This is a genomic window from Desulfosoma profundi, from assembly GCF_055387865.1.
The window spans coordinates 796,137-809,743 of the sequence record NZ_AP042420.1 but is presented as its reverse complement, the minus strand read 5'-3'; the positions used below and the strand labels follow the sequence as shown (position 1 = coordinate 809,743).

18 protein-coding genes and 1 other RNA gene are annotated in these 13,607 nt (G+C 57.2%); 5 read left to right on the top strand and 14 right to left on the bottom strand.

What is annotated here, in order from left to right:
* Position 1: 1 nt before the first annotated feature.
* A complete protein-coding gene (locus tag ACZ5K9_RS03580) occupies positions 2–457 on the bottom strand; it encodes a bifunctional nuclease family protein (RefSeq protein WP_464273049.1) in 456 nt (151 codons plus the stop codon).
* 246 nt (positions 458–703) lie between these two features.
* On the opposite strand from ACZ5K9_RS03580, the gene ACZ5K9_RS03575 reads away from it, so the two are divergent.
* Together ACZ5K9_RS03575 and ACZ5K9_RS03570 are read left to right on the top strand one after the other, a co-directional pair.
* Positions 704–1,084 (top strand): NifB/NifX family molybdenum-iron cluster-binding protein, encoded by a 381-nt coding sequence (locus ACZ5K9_RS03575; RefSeq protein ID WP_464273048.1) that lies wholly within the window; start codon positions 704–706, stop codon positions 1,082–1,084.
* An 18-nt stretch (positions 1,085–1,102) separates the two neighbouring features.
* Positions 1,103–1,351, top strand: coding sequence for an FmdB family zinc ribbon protein (locus ACZ5K9_RS03570; protein WP_464273047.1), 249 nt, complete (start codon positions 1,103–1,105; stop codon positions 1,349–1,351).
* 352 nt (positions 1,352–1,703) lie between these two features.
* Here ACZ5K9_RS03570 and cysS read toward each other — a convergent pair whose 3' ends face one another.
* The 11 genes from cysS to ACZ5K9_RS03515 all read right to left on the bottom strand — a co-directional run bounded on the left by cysS (position 1,704) and on the right by ACZ5K9_RS03515 (position 9,627).
* A complete protein-coding gene (gene cysS, locus ACZ5K9_RS03565) occupies positions 1,704–3,188 on the bottom strand; it encodes a cysteine--tRNA ligase (protein ID WP_464273046.1) in 1,485 nt (494 codons plus the stop codon).
* Positions 3,185–3,685 carry a 2-C-methyl-D-erythritol 2,4-cyclodiphosphate synthase gene (ispF, locus tag ACZ5K9_RS03560; protein WP_464273045.1) on the bottom strand — a complete coding sequence of 167 codons (501 nt, stop codon included), beginning with the start codon at positions 3,683–3,685 and terminating at the stop codon, positions 3,185–3,187. The genes cysS and ispF overlap by 4 nt, the downstream gene beginning before the upstream one ends.
* Positions 3,676–4,425 carry a 2-C-methyl-D-erythritol 4-phosphate cytidylyltransferase gene (gene ispD, locus ACZ5K9_RS03555; RefSeq protein ID WP_464273044.1) on the bottom strand — a complete coding sequence of 250 codons (750 nt, stop codon included), beginning with the start codon at positions 4,423–4,425 and terminating at the stop codon, positions 3,676–3,678. The genes ispF and ispD overlap by 10 nt, the downstream gene beginning before the upstream one ends.
* A gap of 75 nt (positions 4,426–4,500) precedes the next feature.
* Positions 4,501–4,865: RNase P RNA component class A (gene rnpB, locus ACZ5K9_RS03550), an RNA gene on the bottom strand.
* A 287-nt stretch (positions 4,866–5,152) separates the two neighbouring features.
* Positions 5,153–5,551, bottom strand: a complete 399-nt coding sequence (locus ACZ5K9_RS03545) for a cobalamin B12-binding domain-containing protein (protein ID WP_464273043.1) — start codon at positions 5,549–5,551, stop codon at positions 5,153–5,155.
* A 95-nt stretch (positions 5,552–5,646) separates the two neighbouring features.
* Complete coding sequence (locus ACZ5K9_RS03540; RefSeq protein ID WP_464273042.1) at positions 5,647–5,859, bottom strand: dodecin family protein; 213 nt, start codon at positions 5,857–5,859, stop codon at positions 5,647–5,649.
* A gap of 140 nt (positions 5,860–5,999) precedes the next feature.
* Positions 6,000–7,019: a Holliday junction branch migration DNA helicase RuvB gene (gene ruvB, locus ACZ5K9_RS03535; protein ID WP_464273041.1), complete on the bottom strand. Its 1,020-nt coding sequence runs from the start codon at positions 7,017–7,019 to the stop codon at positions 6,000–6,002.
* Between the two features lie 116 nt (positions 7,020–7,135).
* Entirely contained in the window at positions 7,136–7,747 is a 612-nt protein-coding gene (ruvA, locus tag ACZ5K9_RS03530; protein WP_464273040.1) for a Holliday junction branch migration protein RuvA, read from the bottom strand.
* Entirely contained in the window at positions 7,744–8,244 is a 501-nt protein-coding gene (gene ruvC, locus ACZ5K9_RS03525; RefSeq protein WP_464273039.1) for a crossover junction endodeoxyribonuclease RuvC, read from the bottom strand. The genes ruvA and ruvC overlap by 4 nt, the downstream gene beginning before the upstream one ends.
* An 18-nt stretch (positions 8,245–8,262) precedes the next feature.
* Positions 8,263–9,012: a YebC/PmpR family DNA-binding transcriptional regulator gene (locus tag ACZ5K9_RS03520; protein ID WP_464273038.1), complete on the bottom strand. Its 750-nt coding sequence runs from the start codon at positions 9,010–9,012 to the stop codon at positions 8,263–8,265.
* Positions 9,013–9,027: 15 nt separating this feature from the next.
* Positions 9,028–9,627 (bottom strand): RlmE family RNA methyltransferase, encoded by a 600-nt coding sequence (locus tag ACZ5K9_RS03515; protein WP_464273037.1) that lies wholly within the window; start codon positions 9,625–9,627, stop codon positions 9,028–9,030.
* A 245-nt stretch (positions 9,628–9,872) separates the two neighbouring features.
* Here ACZ5K9_RS03515 and ACZ5K9_RS03510 point away from each other — a divergent pair, with 245 nt between their 5' ends.
* Together ACZ5K9_RS03510 and ACZ5K9_RS03505 are read left to right on the top strand one after the other, a co-directional pair.
* Positions 9,873–10,676: an inositol monophosphatase family protein gene (locus ACZ5K9_RS03510; protein WP_464273036.1), complete on the top strand. Its 804-nt coding sequence runs from the start codon at positions 9,873–9,875 to the stop codon at positions 10,674–10,676.
* 57 nt (positions 10,677–10,733) lie between these two features.
* Positions 10,734–11,012 carry a hypothetical protein gene (locus tag ACZ5K9_RS03505; protein WP_464273035.1) on the top strand — a complete coding sequence of 93 codons (279 nt, stop codon included), beginning with the start codon at positions 10,734–10,736 and terminating at the stop codon, positions 11,010–11,012.
* A gap of 293 nt (positions 11,013–11,305) precedes the next feature.
* On the opposite strand, the gene ACZ5K9_RS03500 is transcribed toward ACZ5K9_RS03505, so the two are convergent.
* Together ACZ5K9_RS03500 and ACZ5K9_RS03495 are read right to left on the bottom strand one after the other, a co-directional pair.
* Positions 11,306–11,845 carry a bacterioferritin gene (locus ACZ5K9_RS03500; RefSeq protein ID WP_464273034.1) on the bottom strand — a complete coding sequence of 180 codons (540 nt, stop codon included), beginning with the start codon at positions 11,843–11,845 and terminating at the stop codon, positions 11,306–11,308.
* A gap of 137 nt (positions 11,846–11,982) precedes the next feature.
* Positions 11,983–12,336 carry a hypothetical protein gene (locus ACZ5K9_RS03495; protein WP_464273033.1) on the bottom strand — a complete coding sequence of 118 codons (354 nt, stop codon included), beginning with the start codon at positions 12,334–12,336 and terminating at the stop codon, positions 11,983–11,985.
* Between the two features lie 174 nt (positions 12,337–12,510).
* Between ACZ5K9_RS03495 and ACZ5K9_RS03490 the strand changes: the two genes are divergently transcribed.
* A complete protein-coding gene (locus tag ACZ5K9_RS03490; protein WP_464273032.1) occupies positions 12,511–13,386 on the top strand; it encodes an NUDIX domain-containing protein in 876 nt (291 codons plus the stop codon).
* The last annotated feature ends 221 nt before the right edge of the window (positions 13,387–13,607 follow it).

Below are 13,607 nucleotides of genomic sequence, written 5' to 3'. Positions count from 1 at the left end.
ATCAGAACTTCACGGTCTTGATGATGGATTCGTATTCTTTCACTTCTTCGGGTGTGAGTTCCCGTCGCAGGAGTCTCCTGTTGACCAGGATGGGGCATTTTTCATGCAACGCCAGGGCCACGGCGTCGCTCGGGCGGCTGTCAAAGACCACCTCATCGTCACCGATCCGGGCGATGATGCGCGCATAGTAAGTGTTTTCCTTCATGGTGTAGATTTCCACCCGCTCAAAACGCACACCGGCCCGCTGTAAGATTGTGAGGTAGGTGTCATGGGTCAGAGGGCGCTTGGGTTCCACGAACCCCTTTTCCTTGGCTATGGCCGTGATTTCACTATCCCCCACGAACATGAGGAAATACTGCGTCGCGTCTTCCGTTTCCTTCAAAATTACCATATTGCCCTGCTGGCGGTCTGTTTTGATATAGACCTCGTTGGCCACGATGAAGTCCTGATTTTCCATGGATTCACCTCCCGACGTGTGCGCTGCTCCTCCCGGGCCTGTTGACCATTCATGGCATTATAGGGAGATGAGCGGCAAAATGGAAAGAGGAAACCCCGAGGAAAATCCCCTCCACCGTCACCAGACGCATGGAGACCCCAAGTTGACAACCCTCATGAACGGTCCTATAAAAGCCACGTTGTTCGGTGCACGGTAACTTGCTCGGCACCAATGACGAGTATCGGCCATTCAAGGAGGAAACCACGCATGAAGATCTGTTTTCCAGCAGCTCGACTGATGGGGCTTGACAGCGAAGTTTTCGGCCATTTCGGTTCGGCCCCGGGATTTGTCATTGTGGACACCGAATCCGGCGCGATTGAGGAAGTGCCTAATGGCGATGCACATCATGTTCACGGCATGTGTCAGCCTTTGAAGGCCTTGGGAGGGCGTTCCGTGGACGGCATTGTGGTTGGGGGGATCGGCATGGGGGCGTTGATGAAACTCCAGGCCCAAGGCATCACGGTCTATAGGGCCATGGAAGGCTCGGTCAAGGACAATCTTGACATGTGGCGTCAAGGCCGGCTGCCGGCTTTTTCCGCGCAATGGACCTGCGCCGGACATCAGCACGGCGGTGGATGCGCCCACTGAAACCACGGAGGGGGCCTTATGCCCATTTACGAATATGTCTGCACCGACTGCGGTCAGGTGTCGGAACATGTGATTTTTGGAAAAGAGGACACGCCCGCGTGTCCTGAGTGTGGGAGCGGCCGAATGAAAAAACTTCTTTCCGCCTCTTCCACGGCCTCTGGGGTGAGGAGCGGCCGGCGACTTCCCGGTCCCCGGGATACAGGATGTTGCGGGACGAGCCCGGCGTCCCAAGGCTGTGTACCCGGATCGTGTTGCGGCAAGGCTTAGCTGCAGGGCGATAGTCTGCGTTTAGCCGATTCGGCGAAGCCCGACTGCCTGTGGGAGGCCCGCTCCAGTGACATCGGCGGGGCAAAGCGCACGACGCAGAGGTTCGCTACACCGTGTCTCGAGAAGGCTCTTCAATGGATCACGAAGAGCGGCGCGTATCCGGCAGTCCAGGTCGACCGGAGATTTCATTCTAAAGGACGAAAAGCTGTCACTCAGAGGCAGAGGGCAGGGAGGAAGTGCTACGGGAGAAGAATCATCCTATCCGGCTTTTCCCTGTCTCCCGAACGAACACAATCTGCCCAAGCGGGTTTTGTAATGGGGGACGGACCGGCTGCCGCCGGTCCGCGGAGTTTTACCGGACGCGCCAACGGGTTCCATCAGGCGTGTCTTCCAGTTGCACACCCATTTCGGCGAGACGATCGCGGATGCGGTCCGCTTCTTGAAAATTTTTCTCTTTTCGGGCCTGATCGCGCTCGGCAATGAGCGCTTCCACCTCGGTTTCGGCGATACCTTTCTGAGCCACCTTGCGCTTCTTGATTTCCTCAAAGAATGTCTCCGGTGTCCGTGTCAGAAGCCCCAAAATACGGCCATGCTCCCGAAGGCAAGCGCCGGCTTTGTGGGCGAGGACCGCCGCCGGCCCTTTCAGAACTTTCCGGCCGAAGGTGTCCAAAAACCGCTGAGTTCCTCGCTGCAACTCGAAGAGGAGCGCCAGCGCTTGGGCCGTGTTGAAATCGTTGTCCATGGCTTCGTGGAAAGCATCAGGAAAGTCCATAACCTTCTGGAAGAGTTCTTGGTCCTGATTCCTTAAAGACTTTTCAGATATGCTTTCGGCATTGAGGTCCTTGGGAATGCGCGTGACGGTTTCTTCGAGGGTGCCGTAGAGGCGTTCCAAGGCACGTTCGGCTTCACTGAGCGCTTCGTCGGAAAAATCCACCGGATTTCGGTAATGCTTGGAAATGACAAAGAGTCTCAGAGCTTCCGGGTGGATGATCTTGAGGATGTCGCGAATGGTGAAGAAATTGCCCAGCGACTTAGACATTTTTTCGTTATTGATGTTCACGAAGCCGTTATGCAGCCAGTACCGCACAAACGGCACCCCGAAGGCCGCTTCGCTTTGGGCGATTTCATTTTCGTGGTGGGGAAAGATGAGGTCCTTTCCGCCCCCGTGCATATCGAAGGTCGGGCCGAGGTAGCGGCTGCCCATGGCCGAGCACTCGATATGCCACCCCGGCCGACCCGGTCCCCATGGGCTGTCCCACGCAGGTTCTCCGGGCTTGCTTCCTTTCCAGAGAACGAAATCCAAAGGGTTGCGTTTGTGGACGTCCACTTCCACCCGAGCCCCGGCCATCATGTCTTCCAGGCTGCGTCCTGAGAGTTTCCCATAGTCCGGGAATTTTTCCACGGCGAAGTAAACGTCGGTGCCGGCCTGGTAGGCGATACCTTTTTCTTCGAGGCGGCGGATGATGTCGATCATTTGCGGGATGTTATCTGTAGCCAGAGGCTCCAAGTCCGGGCGGAGGACGTCCAGAGCGTCCATGTCCTCATAGAAGGCTTTGATGTAGCGATCGGCGATGGTGCGATAGTCGGTTCCTTCCTCTTGAGCCCGTTTAATGATCTTGTCGTCAATATCGGTAAAATTTCGGACGTAAATCACGCGGTATCCGCGATGTTTCAGATACCGGTAGATGACGTCGAAGACGATGGCCGAGCGGGCATGGCCAATGTGGCACAAGTCGTAGACCGTGACTCCGCAGACGTAGAGCTTCACCGTACCGGATTCCAGCGGCACAAACGGTTCTTTCTTTTTTGTCAAGGTGTTGTAAACAACCAGACTCATGGGGCGGCTCCTTGTCTCTTGTAAAGGAGAGCGACGGCGCAAGCGGCGATTCCTTCTTGACGTCCCACGAAACCCAATCCCTCCGTAGTGGTGGCTTTGATACTGACGGCTTCTCGGCGCAGGCCGAGAATTTCGGCGGTTATGCGGCGCATTTCCGGGATGTAGGGGGCGATCTTGGGTTTTTGTGCCAAAACCGTGACATCCACATTGAGGATCCCGTAGCCGGCCTTGTGAATGAGGTCCCGCACCGCGCCGAGCAATATCAGGCTGGAGACGCCTTTATACCGGGGATCGGTGTCGGGGAAATGCGTCCCGATATCCCCTAAGGCGGCGGCACCCAACAGGGCATCGCACAAGGCGTGGCACAAAACGTCGGCATCCGAATGACCGAGAAGGCCAAGATCAAAGGGAACGGTCACCCCGCCTAAAATCAACGGCCGACCTGAGGCGAAAGCATGAACGTCCCAACCCATGCCGATGCGAAGGTTCAGGTCCATGGCCCGTCCTCTCCGCGGATGGCCGACGGGGATGTCCTGGAAGACTGTTCAAGGATCCAGGAGGCCCAGTGGAGATCGTCGGGGGTCGTGATCTTGATGTTGGTTTTTTCCCCATCCACGACGGCTACCGGCACTCCCAAACGTTCCACGAGGGACGCGTCGTCGGTGGCTTCCCAGCCGTGGATTTGTGCCTTGTGAAAGGCTTCCTCCAATAGATCGCGCCGAAAGACCTGTGGTGTTTGAGCCAGCCAGATGTGGTCCCGAGGCACCGTGGATCGGATCCAACCGTTTTCTGTCATCTTGACCGTTTCGACGGCCCGACATGCGCACACTGCAGCACCGCTTTGCCGAGCGGCCATGCACGTTTTTCGAAAGAGTTCCGAGGAGGCGAAGGGACGTACGCCGTCGTGGATGAGCACCCATCGGCATGCTTCGGGGAGCGCCTTGATACCCGCCAAAACACTGTCTTGGCGGCGGTTGCCACCAGGGATCACGATGACGGGTGCCCCGCGTAAGCTGCCTGCCAAAAGGGCCTGCACCGCGGCGACGGCGTTTTCAGGAACTGCCGTAACGATACCGGCCAAAAAGGGGAGGGCGACCAGCCGCTCCAGGGTCCAAAGGAGGATCGGCTTGCCGTGCAGAGGATGGAACTGTTTGGGGTGCGGCAGACCCATGCGCACGCCGGAGCCTGCGGCCGGCACGACAGCGAAAATTGGTTCAGAGAAGAATATTTCCCCCACAGTGATTCCGTTTTCTCCTCACGGCTGAACTCTAGAGATCCGGATCGCTCGATTGGGCCCGGCGATGCACGGGGGATGTGGAGGAGCCCATAAGCCGGGTTCTGTGCCTCCATTGAAGGAGGTCCCGATCATTCCTCTAGGCCCCATGTTACCATGGAGCTCAAGCGGCCGACCCGGGAGCTTCGGGCGGGCAACCCTCAAGCGCTCCCCTACTTGGCCTTGCTCCGGGTGGGGTTTACCGAGCTCCCGGTGTCACCACCGGGACTGGTGAGCTCTTACCTCACCGTTTCACCCTTACCCCGCCGTGGGGCGAGGCGGTTTGCTTTCTGTGGCACTTTCCTGCTCGTCGCCGAGACTGGGTGTTACCCAGCACCCTGCCCTGTGGAGCCCGGACTTTCCTCCCGTTCCTCAAAGGAACCGGCGATCGGGTGTGCTCCTCCACATCCATGGAGAACGTATCCAAAAACAGTGTCTTGTGCAAGCCAAGCGGCGAGAGAATCGGGAATCCTTGAGGGATCGGACCCCGAGGATCAGTCCGCGCGGGGGCACCGATGAAAAAATCTTTACACCCATTCAGGGCAGGCAGAGGGCTGTCCCTACGGGATCGATGCCTAAGGCCGGCATCGATTCCCCATGATGATCACAAAACAATGGAGCGATGGCGGAGATTCCACGGGTTCAGGAACTCTTGAACGGCGCTTTGCTCCCTCCATGGGGAACGTGGCGGCTAATCGGTGGGGTGAATGTTTTGGCGCGCCCACTGAATAAGTTGTTCGTGGGTGGTACCCTTGGGGAAGAATTCCGCAACCCCGAGTTTTTTCAGTTCAGGGACCAAGGCTTCATCGAAAAAACCTCCGGCGGTGACGCCGATGTTCTGGGCATCGTGGGCCTTGAGGAGGTCGAACACGGCGGCGAATTGGTCCAGTCGCGCTTCCGGTAAGGTGGTGATCCCGATGTGGTCAACGGACTCTTGCAGTGCAGCGTTCACAATGGCTTTGGGATCCTCCGATTCCGTATAAATGACCTCGAATCCCGCTTCACTGAATGCGGCGGCAAGGCGCATGAGGGCTGCCTCATAGCCCTGGCCGAATTTCGCCATCAGGATTCTCACCTTTCGCTGACCCATAGGTTGGCCTCCCAACTGTCACATCCATTCTTTGGCGGTGGTGGAGCGGGGGCGGTGCGGCCCTTGATGCTTTTTGTCGGGACGTGGAGCGTGGTTTAGCTGCCCTGGTACTTAAAGGAGATGGCCACTCTTGCCCGATAGGCCACCACTTTGCCTTCCTCAAGCTTCATGTCCAGTTTGGTGATCTCCGCGATCCGGAGATCGCGCAAGGTTTTGGACGCCGTTTCCACTGCGTTTTTGGCGGCGTCTTCCCACGACACCGTGCTTGTCCCCACCAATTCGATGATCTTGTAAACACTCTCGGCCATGGGAGCCTCCTTTGCGACCCGGCCTCTAAGGCCGGCCTGGAGAGAACGGCCGCATCCGCCACCTAAGGAACCCTACCGCTTTGCCTCCGCGATGCTGGTTTTTCTTATACACCCTTTCCCGAGGCTCGAACAGGACTTTATCACAGAAAGGACAACTGTCGGGATGGGCGGTACGGTCGCCCGAGATGTTCGAAGGCCAATCGCGTGGCCACGCGGCCTCGGGGTGTTTTTTTCAGGAAACCTTCTTGAATGAGGTAGGGCTCGTAGACTTCCTCCAAGGTATCTTTTTCTTCGGAAACGGCCGCCGCCAGGGTCTCGATCCCCACTGGACCGCCATCGTATTTTTCGATGATGGTCGACAGGATCCGGCGGTCCATGCGATCGAAGCCGCGTTCGTCCACATCGAGCATCCTTAAGGCCATGTCCGCCACGTCGCGGGTGATGATGCCATGAGCGCGCACTTGCGCAAAATCACGAACCCGGCGGAGCAGCCTGTTGGCGATGCGGGGCGTGCCCCGGGATCGGCGGGCAATTTCATGGGCGCCATCGTCATCGATGGCCACGCCTAAGATTCGGGCGGCTCGTAAAACAATCTTTTTGAGATCCTCGACGCGATAAAATTCAAGGCGCAGCACGACACCGAAGCGGTCTCGCAGAGGGGGTGAAAGGAGTCCGGCCCGTGTGGTGGCCCCCACGAGCGTGAACGGGGAAAGATCAATTTTTATGGTGCGTGCCGATGGCCCTTGGCCGATGATAATGTCCAGTTGAAAGTCTTCCATTGCGGGATAGAGGATTTCCTCCACCACGTGGTTCAGGCGGTGGATTTCGTCGATGAACAGGACGGACCGCGGCTCCAGATTGGTCAGAATGGCGGCAAGATCGCCAGGGCGTTCGATGACCGGCCCCGAGGTGGATCGAAATGGCACGTCCAGCTCCCGGCTGATGATGTGTGCCAGAGAAGTTTTCCCCAAGCCGGGATGGCCGTGCAAGAGGACGTGGTCCAGAGGTTCATTCCTTTTCCGTGCCGCCTGGACAAAGATGCTCAATTTTTCCTTAAGTTCCCTCTGGCCCAAATACTCGTCAAAGGTTCGAGGTCTAAGACCGGCCTCCACGGGCAAGTCGTCGTCTTTGGGTCTCGCCTCCAACAGTCGATCGGTCATGATTTGGGTGCTCCGGTGCTGTTCCCGGGCCGGCTGTTCCCCGATCCAGCCGGCAGAAAATCCGTCCCGCCGGAATTGCCGAGCCCTCCTCAGGCTTCATCCCATGGGCCCATGCCTTAAGCCAGGACCCTCAGGGCTTCCCGAAGAAGCTGTTCCAAGGAGAGCTTTTCGGTTGCGGCGCCCGCAGATCGCCGAACCCTTTGGAGAGCCTTAGCGGCTTCGGCCTGCCGGTATCCCAGGTTCAACAATGCGGAATAGGCATCGGCGTAGCCGTCGTCTTTTTCTGGGAGGTCGGGCGATGTTCCCGGCACGGTCTCCGGCACGGGGATGCGTAATCGATCTTTCAATTCCAATAAGATCCGCTCCGCCGTTTTCTTGCCGATTCCTGGAATCTTTTGCAGCCGCTGACGATCCTGATAAAGCACCACTTGTCGGAGCTCATCGGGTTGAAGCCCGGAAAGGATGCTCAACGCCATCTTCGGCCCAACGCCATTGACGGCGATGAGGTGCACGAACATATCTCTTTCGGCGGAAGTGCCAAACCCGAAAAGCTGCAGGGTGTCTTCCCGCACGTAAGTATGGACGTAGAGGCTGGCCGTCGAGCCGAGTTCGGGGAGGTCATAAAAAGTGCTCAGGGGCACATGGACGCAATATCCCACCCCGTGGACATCCACGATGACGTGGTCCGGAGCTTTATGGCGCAGTCGGCCTTCGAGGTGGGCGATCATCGTCGGTCTGCGGCTCGAAAGCGGTTGGTGGATGACTGCATGTGAATGTGGCAGACGGCGGCGGCCAAGGCATCGGCGGCATGCGGATCGGTAAGATCGTGCAGTCCCAACAAAAGCCGGACCATGTGGGCCACCTGGGTTTTGTCGGCTTTTCCGTAGCCCACCACCGCCTGCTTGATTGCCAAGGCACTATATTCGTGGACCTGTACCCCCCCATGCATACCGGCCGCGATGGCAGCTCCCCGAGCTTGGCCCAAGATGAGAGCGCTTCGGGCGTTTCGTGACACAAACACCTCCTCAACGGCCATCTCGTCCGGGCGCGTTTCCTGGATCACGCGGCTGATGGATGCGAAGATGTGCCCCAGCCGTGCGGGCACAGAGAGAGACGCCGGCAGGGGGATCGATCCGTACACGATCGGGATCAACCGGTCTCCGTTGGCGTCCACCACCCCATAGCCCGTGTGTCGGGATCCGGGGTCTATGCCCAGGACACGCATGTTCCGTCCTTTCCGGCTTTAGGCCACGGCGTTGAGGATTTCGTCGGGGATGTCGAAGTTGGCGTAGGCGTTCTGAACGTCGTCGTTGTCTTCCAGGGCGTCCATAAGTTTGAGGAGCTGCTGGGCGGTTTTTTCATCCTCCACGCGGACGGTGCTTTGAGGAACCATGGTCACTTGGGCCATTTCATAGACCATCCCGCGAGCGTCAAAGACGCCCTTGACTTTTTCCAGATCCCCCGGGGTGGTGATGACCTCAAACTGATCCCCTTGGTCGCGCACATCCTCGGCGCCCGCTTCCAGCGCCACTTCCATGAGCTCGTCTTCGCCCACCTTATCCTTGTTGAACACGATCAGGCCGTGTTTTTCGAACATCCAGGCGACACAGCCCGCCTCCCCCAAACTCCCGCCGTTCTTGCTGAAAATATGACGGATCTCACTGGCGGCACGGTTCCTGTTGTCCGTGGTCACTTCCACTAAAATGGCCACACCGCCGGGACCGTAACCTTCGTAGATGGCTTCTTCATAGGCGGCCCCTTCTAATTCACCCGTTCCCTTCTTGATGGCCCGCTCGATGTTTTCCTTCGGCATGTTCTCGGCTTTCGCCGCGGCGATGGCGGCCCGCAGCCTGGGATTAGCCTCGGGATCGCCCCCTCCCATGCGGGCGGCTACCGTCAATTCCTTGATGAGCTTGGTGAAGATCTTGCCGCGTTTGGCGTCCTGGGCGGCCTTTTTGTGCTTGATCGTGCTCCACTTGGAATGTCCGGACATGACGCAGTCCTCCGTTCAACCTGTAGTGCCCTTGTATTCCATGGCAAGGACATAGATTTCTCGACTTTGTTTCCGTGAAGCCTCCGGCTTGATCACCTTGACGCGCCGAAACAACCTCTTGACCCGTCCCAGGAGGCCGTGGAAGTCCTCGCCCTGGAAAATCTTGGCGAGGAAATGCCCGCCCGGGCGTAATACGCGACAGGCCACATCCAGCGCCCGCTCAAAAAGCAGTTCCGATCGGGCGGCATCCGCGGACTTGATCCCGGAAGTCTTCGGTGCCATATCACTCATGACCACATCGAAGGGACCGTACCTGGAAGCCAAAAGATCCAGGGTGACATCATCAAAAACATCCTGTTGGAGGGTCACCACGTGGTCGGGAAAAAGGTGAGTCATGGGTTGAAGATCAATGCCCACCACCAGGCCATTGGGTCCCACGATGCGGCTTGTGAGCTGCATCCAGGAGCCCGGTGCCGCACCGAGGTCCAAGACTCGATCCCCCTGCCGCACCAGTCGGTGTCGGTCTTGAATCTCCTGAAGCTTGTAAACGGCCCGAGCAAGGTAATGTTCTTTCTTGGCCCGATGAAAGTAGTGGTCTTGATACGGATGGCCCATGCCCCCGGAAAACCTCTAATTATTCTTATTTCCACACGGAATGGTTCATAACACATCTCCCCGACGGTTGCAAACGACTCCTTTTTGAGCGAGCTTCTGTGCATGAGGGACCTCACGGGGTGAAGATGTTCCCGGGTGGGTGCCTCGGTTGACCCTTTGACAAGACCGCGGTGAACTTCTATGGTCCACGAAGGCAGGTGGAGAAATCCGATTCCTTTCAAAAACCGCTAGGAAGGAGGAGCGGCATGAGTCACGAGGGCGCCGGCATTGGAGAGCTTCGGGAATTTGCCATGGACGTCATACGAGAGGCTGGGCGGGAAGCGCTGAAATTTTACGGCAAAGGTCGAAGAGACGTGAAGTTTGACGAAGACTTGGTGACGACGGCGGAACTGCACCTCATCCGGTTTTTCCACGGAAAGCTGCGCGAACGTTTTCCGGAACACGAAGTTTTTGGGGATGCGCCACCACGTAAGGATTACGTTCACGGCCACAAGGGATACCTTTGGGTCTACGATGCGTTGGATGGGGTAGCCAACTTCCAAGCAGGCATTCCTCTGTGGGGCACCTCCCTGGCTCTTTTTGAAAATTTCTGGCCGATTCTCGGACTTTTTCACATGCCGGTGACAGGCGATTGCTTTTATGCTGAACCCGATCGCGGAGCGTTCTTTAACGATGAGCGCATGGAGATCGCCTATTCCGGAGAGATCAACAACGAGAGTCTCCTTTTTACGTATTCCCGCATGCACGACCATTTCCGGTCACACTTTCCGGGGAAAATCCGGAATCTGGGGTGCACCGCGGCCCATGTTTGTTACGTCGCCATGGGCCGCGCCGAGGGGGCCGTCATGCGCAGTGTTTCCTACCAGGATTTGGCCGCGGCCCAAATTATCCTCCAAGCCTCAGGTGGATCCCTCCAATTTCTGGATGGAAGGCCGTTCCATCTCAATGAGTATTTCGAGGCTCGACGCGTGGAGGGGCTTCTTCTGGCCGCCCCGGAAGGGGCCCACCCTCTCATCCGAGGCTATGTGAGAGATTTGGACAACCCTTAGCGGGCAGAGCACTCGGAGAGTCCATCGCACCCGAAGGGGCGAGGGGGCAAAAAGTTCTTGAGCGTTTCCCGTTACCTGCCGAATTTTCTGTGGAGCCTGGAAGAAGGGGCGACCCTGATGCCACCAGTCCACGACGGGAAATGGAGCCACATGAACACCTGCCTTGATTGTGCTTGGTTTGAACTCTGCGAACCCAAAGATATCTTTTGTGCCTGCGAACGCTTTGCCCGTCCTGAGGACCTTCGGCTGGAGATTGGGCGGACCCTGTATGAGGAGTGGTGCCGGGATCGTGAAGGGGGCTCCGAGGAAAAGGACCCCCAGAAAGACGCCGACTAAGGCTTCCGTGAAGATTCGACGGTCGAACCCGCGTTCATGAGAAAAAACCTTTTGACGATTATCCCCCGGTCGTTTTCCAAAGGAACCATTGAACGGGCACGGCGGCCCGTGCCCAAAGGGTTCTTCCAGAAGACGTGAGCTCAACACCCGCCGAGGATCATGCCGAAAGCTTGGAGCCACCGGTTTCTCGGCATCCCCATGGACCGGCGGCAACCGGCTTCTTTCGGAATCGGTGGGCCAAGGCGCCCAACTGCCCGGGAAGCCGTTGAGGGCCTTCGTTCTTCGACCCGCTCTCAGGCTTCGGCGCCGGTCCCGACAGCGAAACCCCGAGGAGGCAGGCCCGTCTCCGAAGGCGTGCCGGCAATTTTGGCAAGGTAGGTCTCACCCAGCTTCTTGATATGGCCGTCCACGTTGTCAAAGTAATTGTAGTGGATTTGCTCTTCTTTAATGATGTCTTCAAACAGTTTCATGCTGATGGCATCGCCGTTTTCCTGGCATACCAGCCGAAACTGATTGTAGACATCGATGGTGTCATCCTCCAGGTTGGCGTCAAAGGGGAATATTTCTCGGACATCCTGTCCCTTGACCACCTGACCGTCGTGACCGGTCACAGGTTCTCCGCCGAGTTCCTTGATGCGCTCGGCAAACATCTCCGCATGGCGCATTTCATCGATGGCGATGAGTTTCATCTTGGCGGCCAATTCTCCGTAGTCCATGTTGTCCAAATTATAATGCTGGTTCATGTACTGATGGATGGCCAAAAGCTCCATGGCCCGCGCCTTGTTGAGAACGTCGATCACCTTTTCTCTTCTCTTTTCCTTGCTTTCCATCATTGCGTCCTCCGATTCCTGGTTCTTCCGATTCGTGCACCTGTACACGGTCTACACGATAAAGCGGGTGATGCCGCGCGGCAACACGCGACGCCTTCCTTTCCCGGCGGTTCGGCCGTGATGGCCTGATGAGCTCGCACCTAGAAACAACAGTCTTGGCGGCCGACTTCGCAATACATTTGGAGAAGAGCGATGCCAACCGCGTGTTTTTTGGCCCGTCGAGAACCCCACAGGGGCCAGCGATGCATGAGACAAAGGGTCCTGACAAGATGCTCGTGGAAATAATGCGCCCTTTCGTATTCACCGTAAGAGCGACCCGTTACGGGATCTCGGACGGGATACCACGCCGGGACCCATCCTTCCACGTTTTCATCGAAAGCGTCCCATACAACATAAGGGTTGACGAAATGCGGGACGGTCTCCCAGGCGATTTCCGGCATTGCCAGTCCTTCGTCGAGAAACTCTTGCAACAGGGGATCGGGCTTGCGGCTCATGGGCGTACCCTCAAAGGCCTGGTAAGAATCCTCAACGTTTCGTTTTCATCTACAATAGCCGATGACACGGGTGAAAAAAAGGGCTTCCGAAGACCCTTGATAGGATGATTCTTTGATGCGATTTTGGGTAGGGATCTCGGAAACCGAGCTTCCTCGATGCGGAAAGGAGAAAAGGTGAAATTCTGTCCTGAGTGCGGCAAAGCCTTGAAGGAGGCGTGGATCGATGGACGGTATCGGCGAGCCTGTGCAGACCCTCAATGCGGCTGGGTTTTTTGGAACAATCCCACCCCGGTTGTGGCGGCCGTCGTCGAGTGGAACGGCCGTGTCGTTTTAGTCCGCAGCATAGGCTGGCCGAGCAAAATCTTCGGCGTGGTCGCGGGATTTCTTGAATCGGGGGAAACTCCTGAACAAGGGATTCTGAGGGAAGTGAAGGAGGAATTGGGTTTGGATGGCCGAATCGTGGACTTTCTTGGCCACTATGCCTTTCTGGAGAAGAATCAAACGATATCGGCCTATCATGTGGTCGCCGAAGGGGAGATGATTCTCGGAGATGAGATTGCCGAGGTCAAAGTGCTGCCTCCTGAAAAGGTGAAGCCGTGGGACGCGGGGACAGGACCTGCCGTCAAGGAATTCCTGAGGCGCCGCATGGCGAAAGGAAAAGTCATGGAAAAATTTGTCCCATCCGGAGAACAATTGGTTCTCGCTATCTACGTCCGGGATTTGGAAAAATCATGCCGGTTTTTTTTGGATTTCGGTTTTCAGCTGAGCCGCAGGGACGGGCCCTTTGTGGAGTTGCGGTGGGAAGATTCTTTGCTTTTCCTGGTTGAGCGACCCAACGCGGCCGTACCCGAAGCTCCCGTGGGGAATCTCCGCGTGATGGTTCCCGACGTGGATGCTTACTATCACAAAGCGCAGGCCTTAGGATACGCCGTCGTGACCGCTCCGGCTGATCGGTATTATCACTTGAGGGACTTTGTGGTGGCGGGTCCGGACGGGATTCATTTACGATTTGCTGGCCCCGTGCGGGAACAACCCGAAAAAACGGCATGAAAAAAACAACCTATCGTAAAGACACCTTGCTTTTCAGAGGACGCCCTCCTGCGCGCCCAGGAAAACGGACTCCCCTGCGAGAACTTTGCCCTTCAGGTCGATGCGTGCCCGTGGTTGTAGATTCATGCGCTGGGGTGTGTCCCCTGGAATTTGCGACACCCATGATTCCTCCTGCAAGTTCCAAGGCCGTTTGGCACCGAGGCGAATATGGAGAGCGCCGA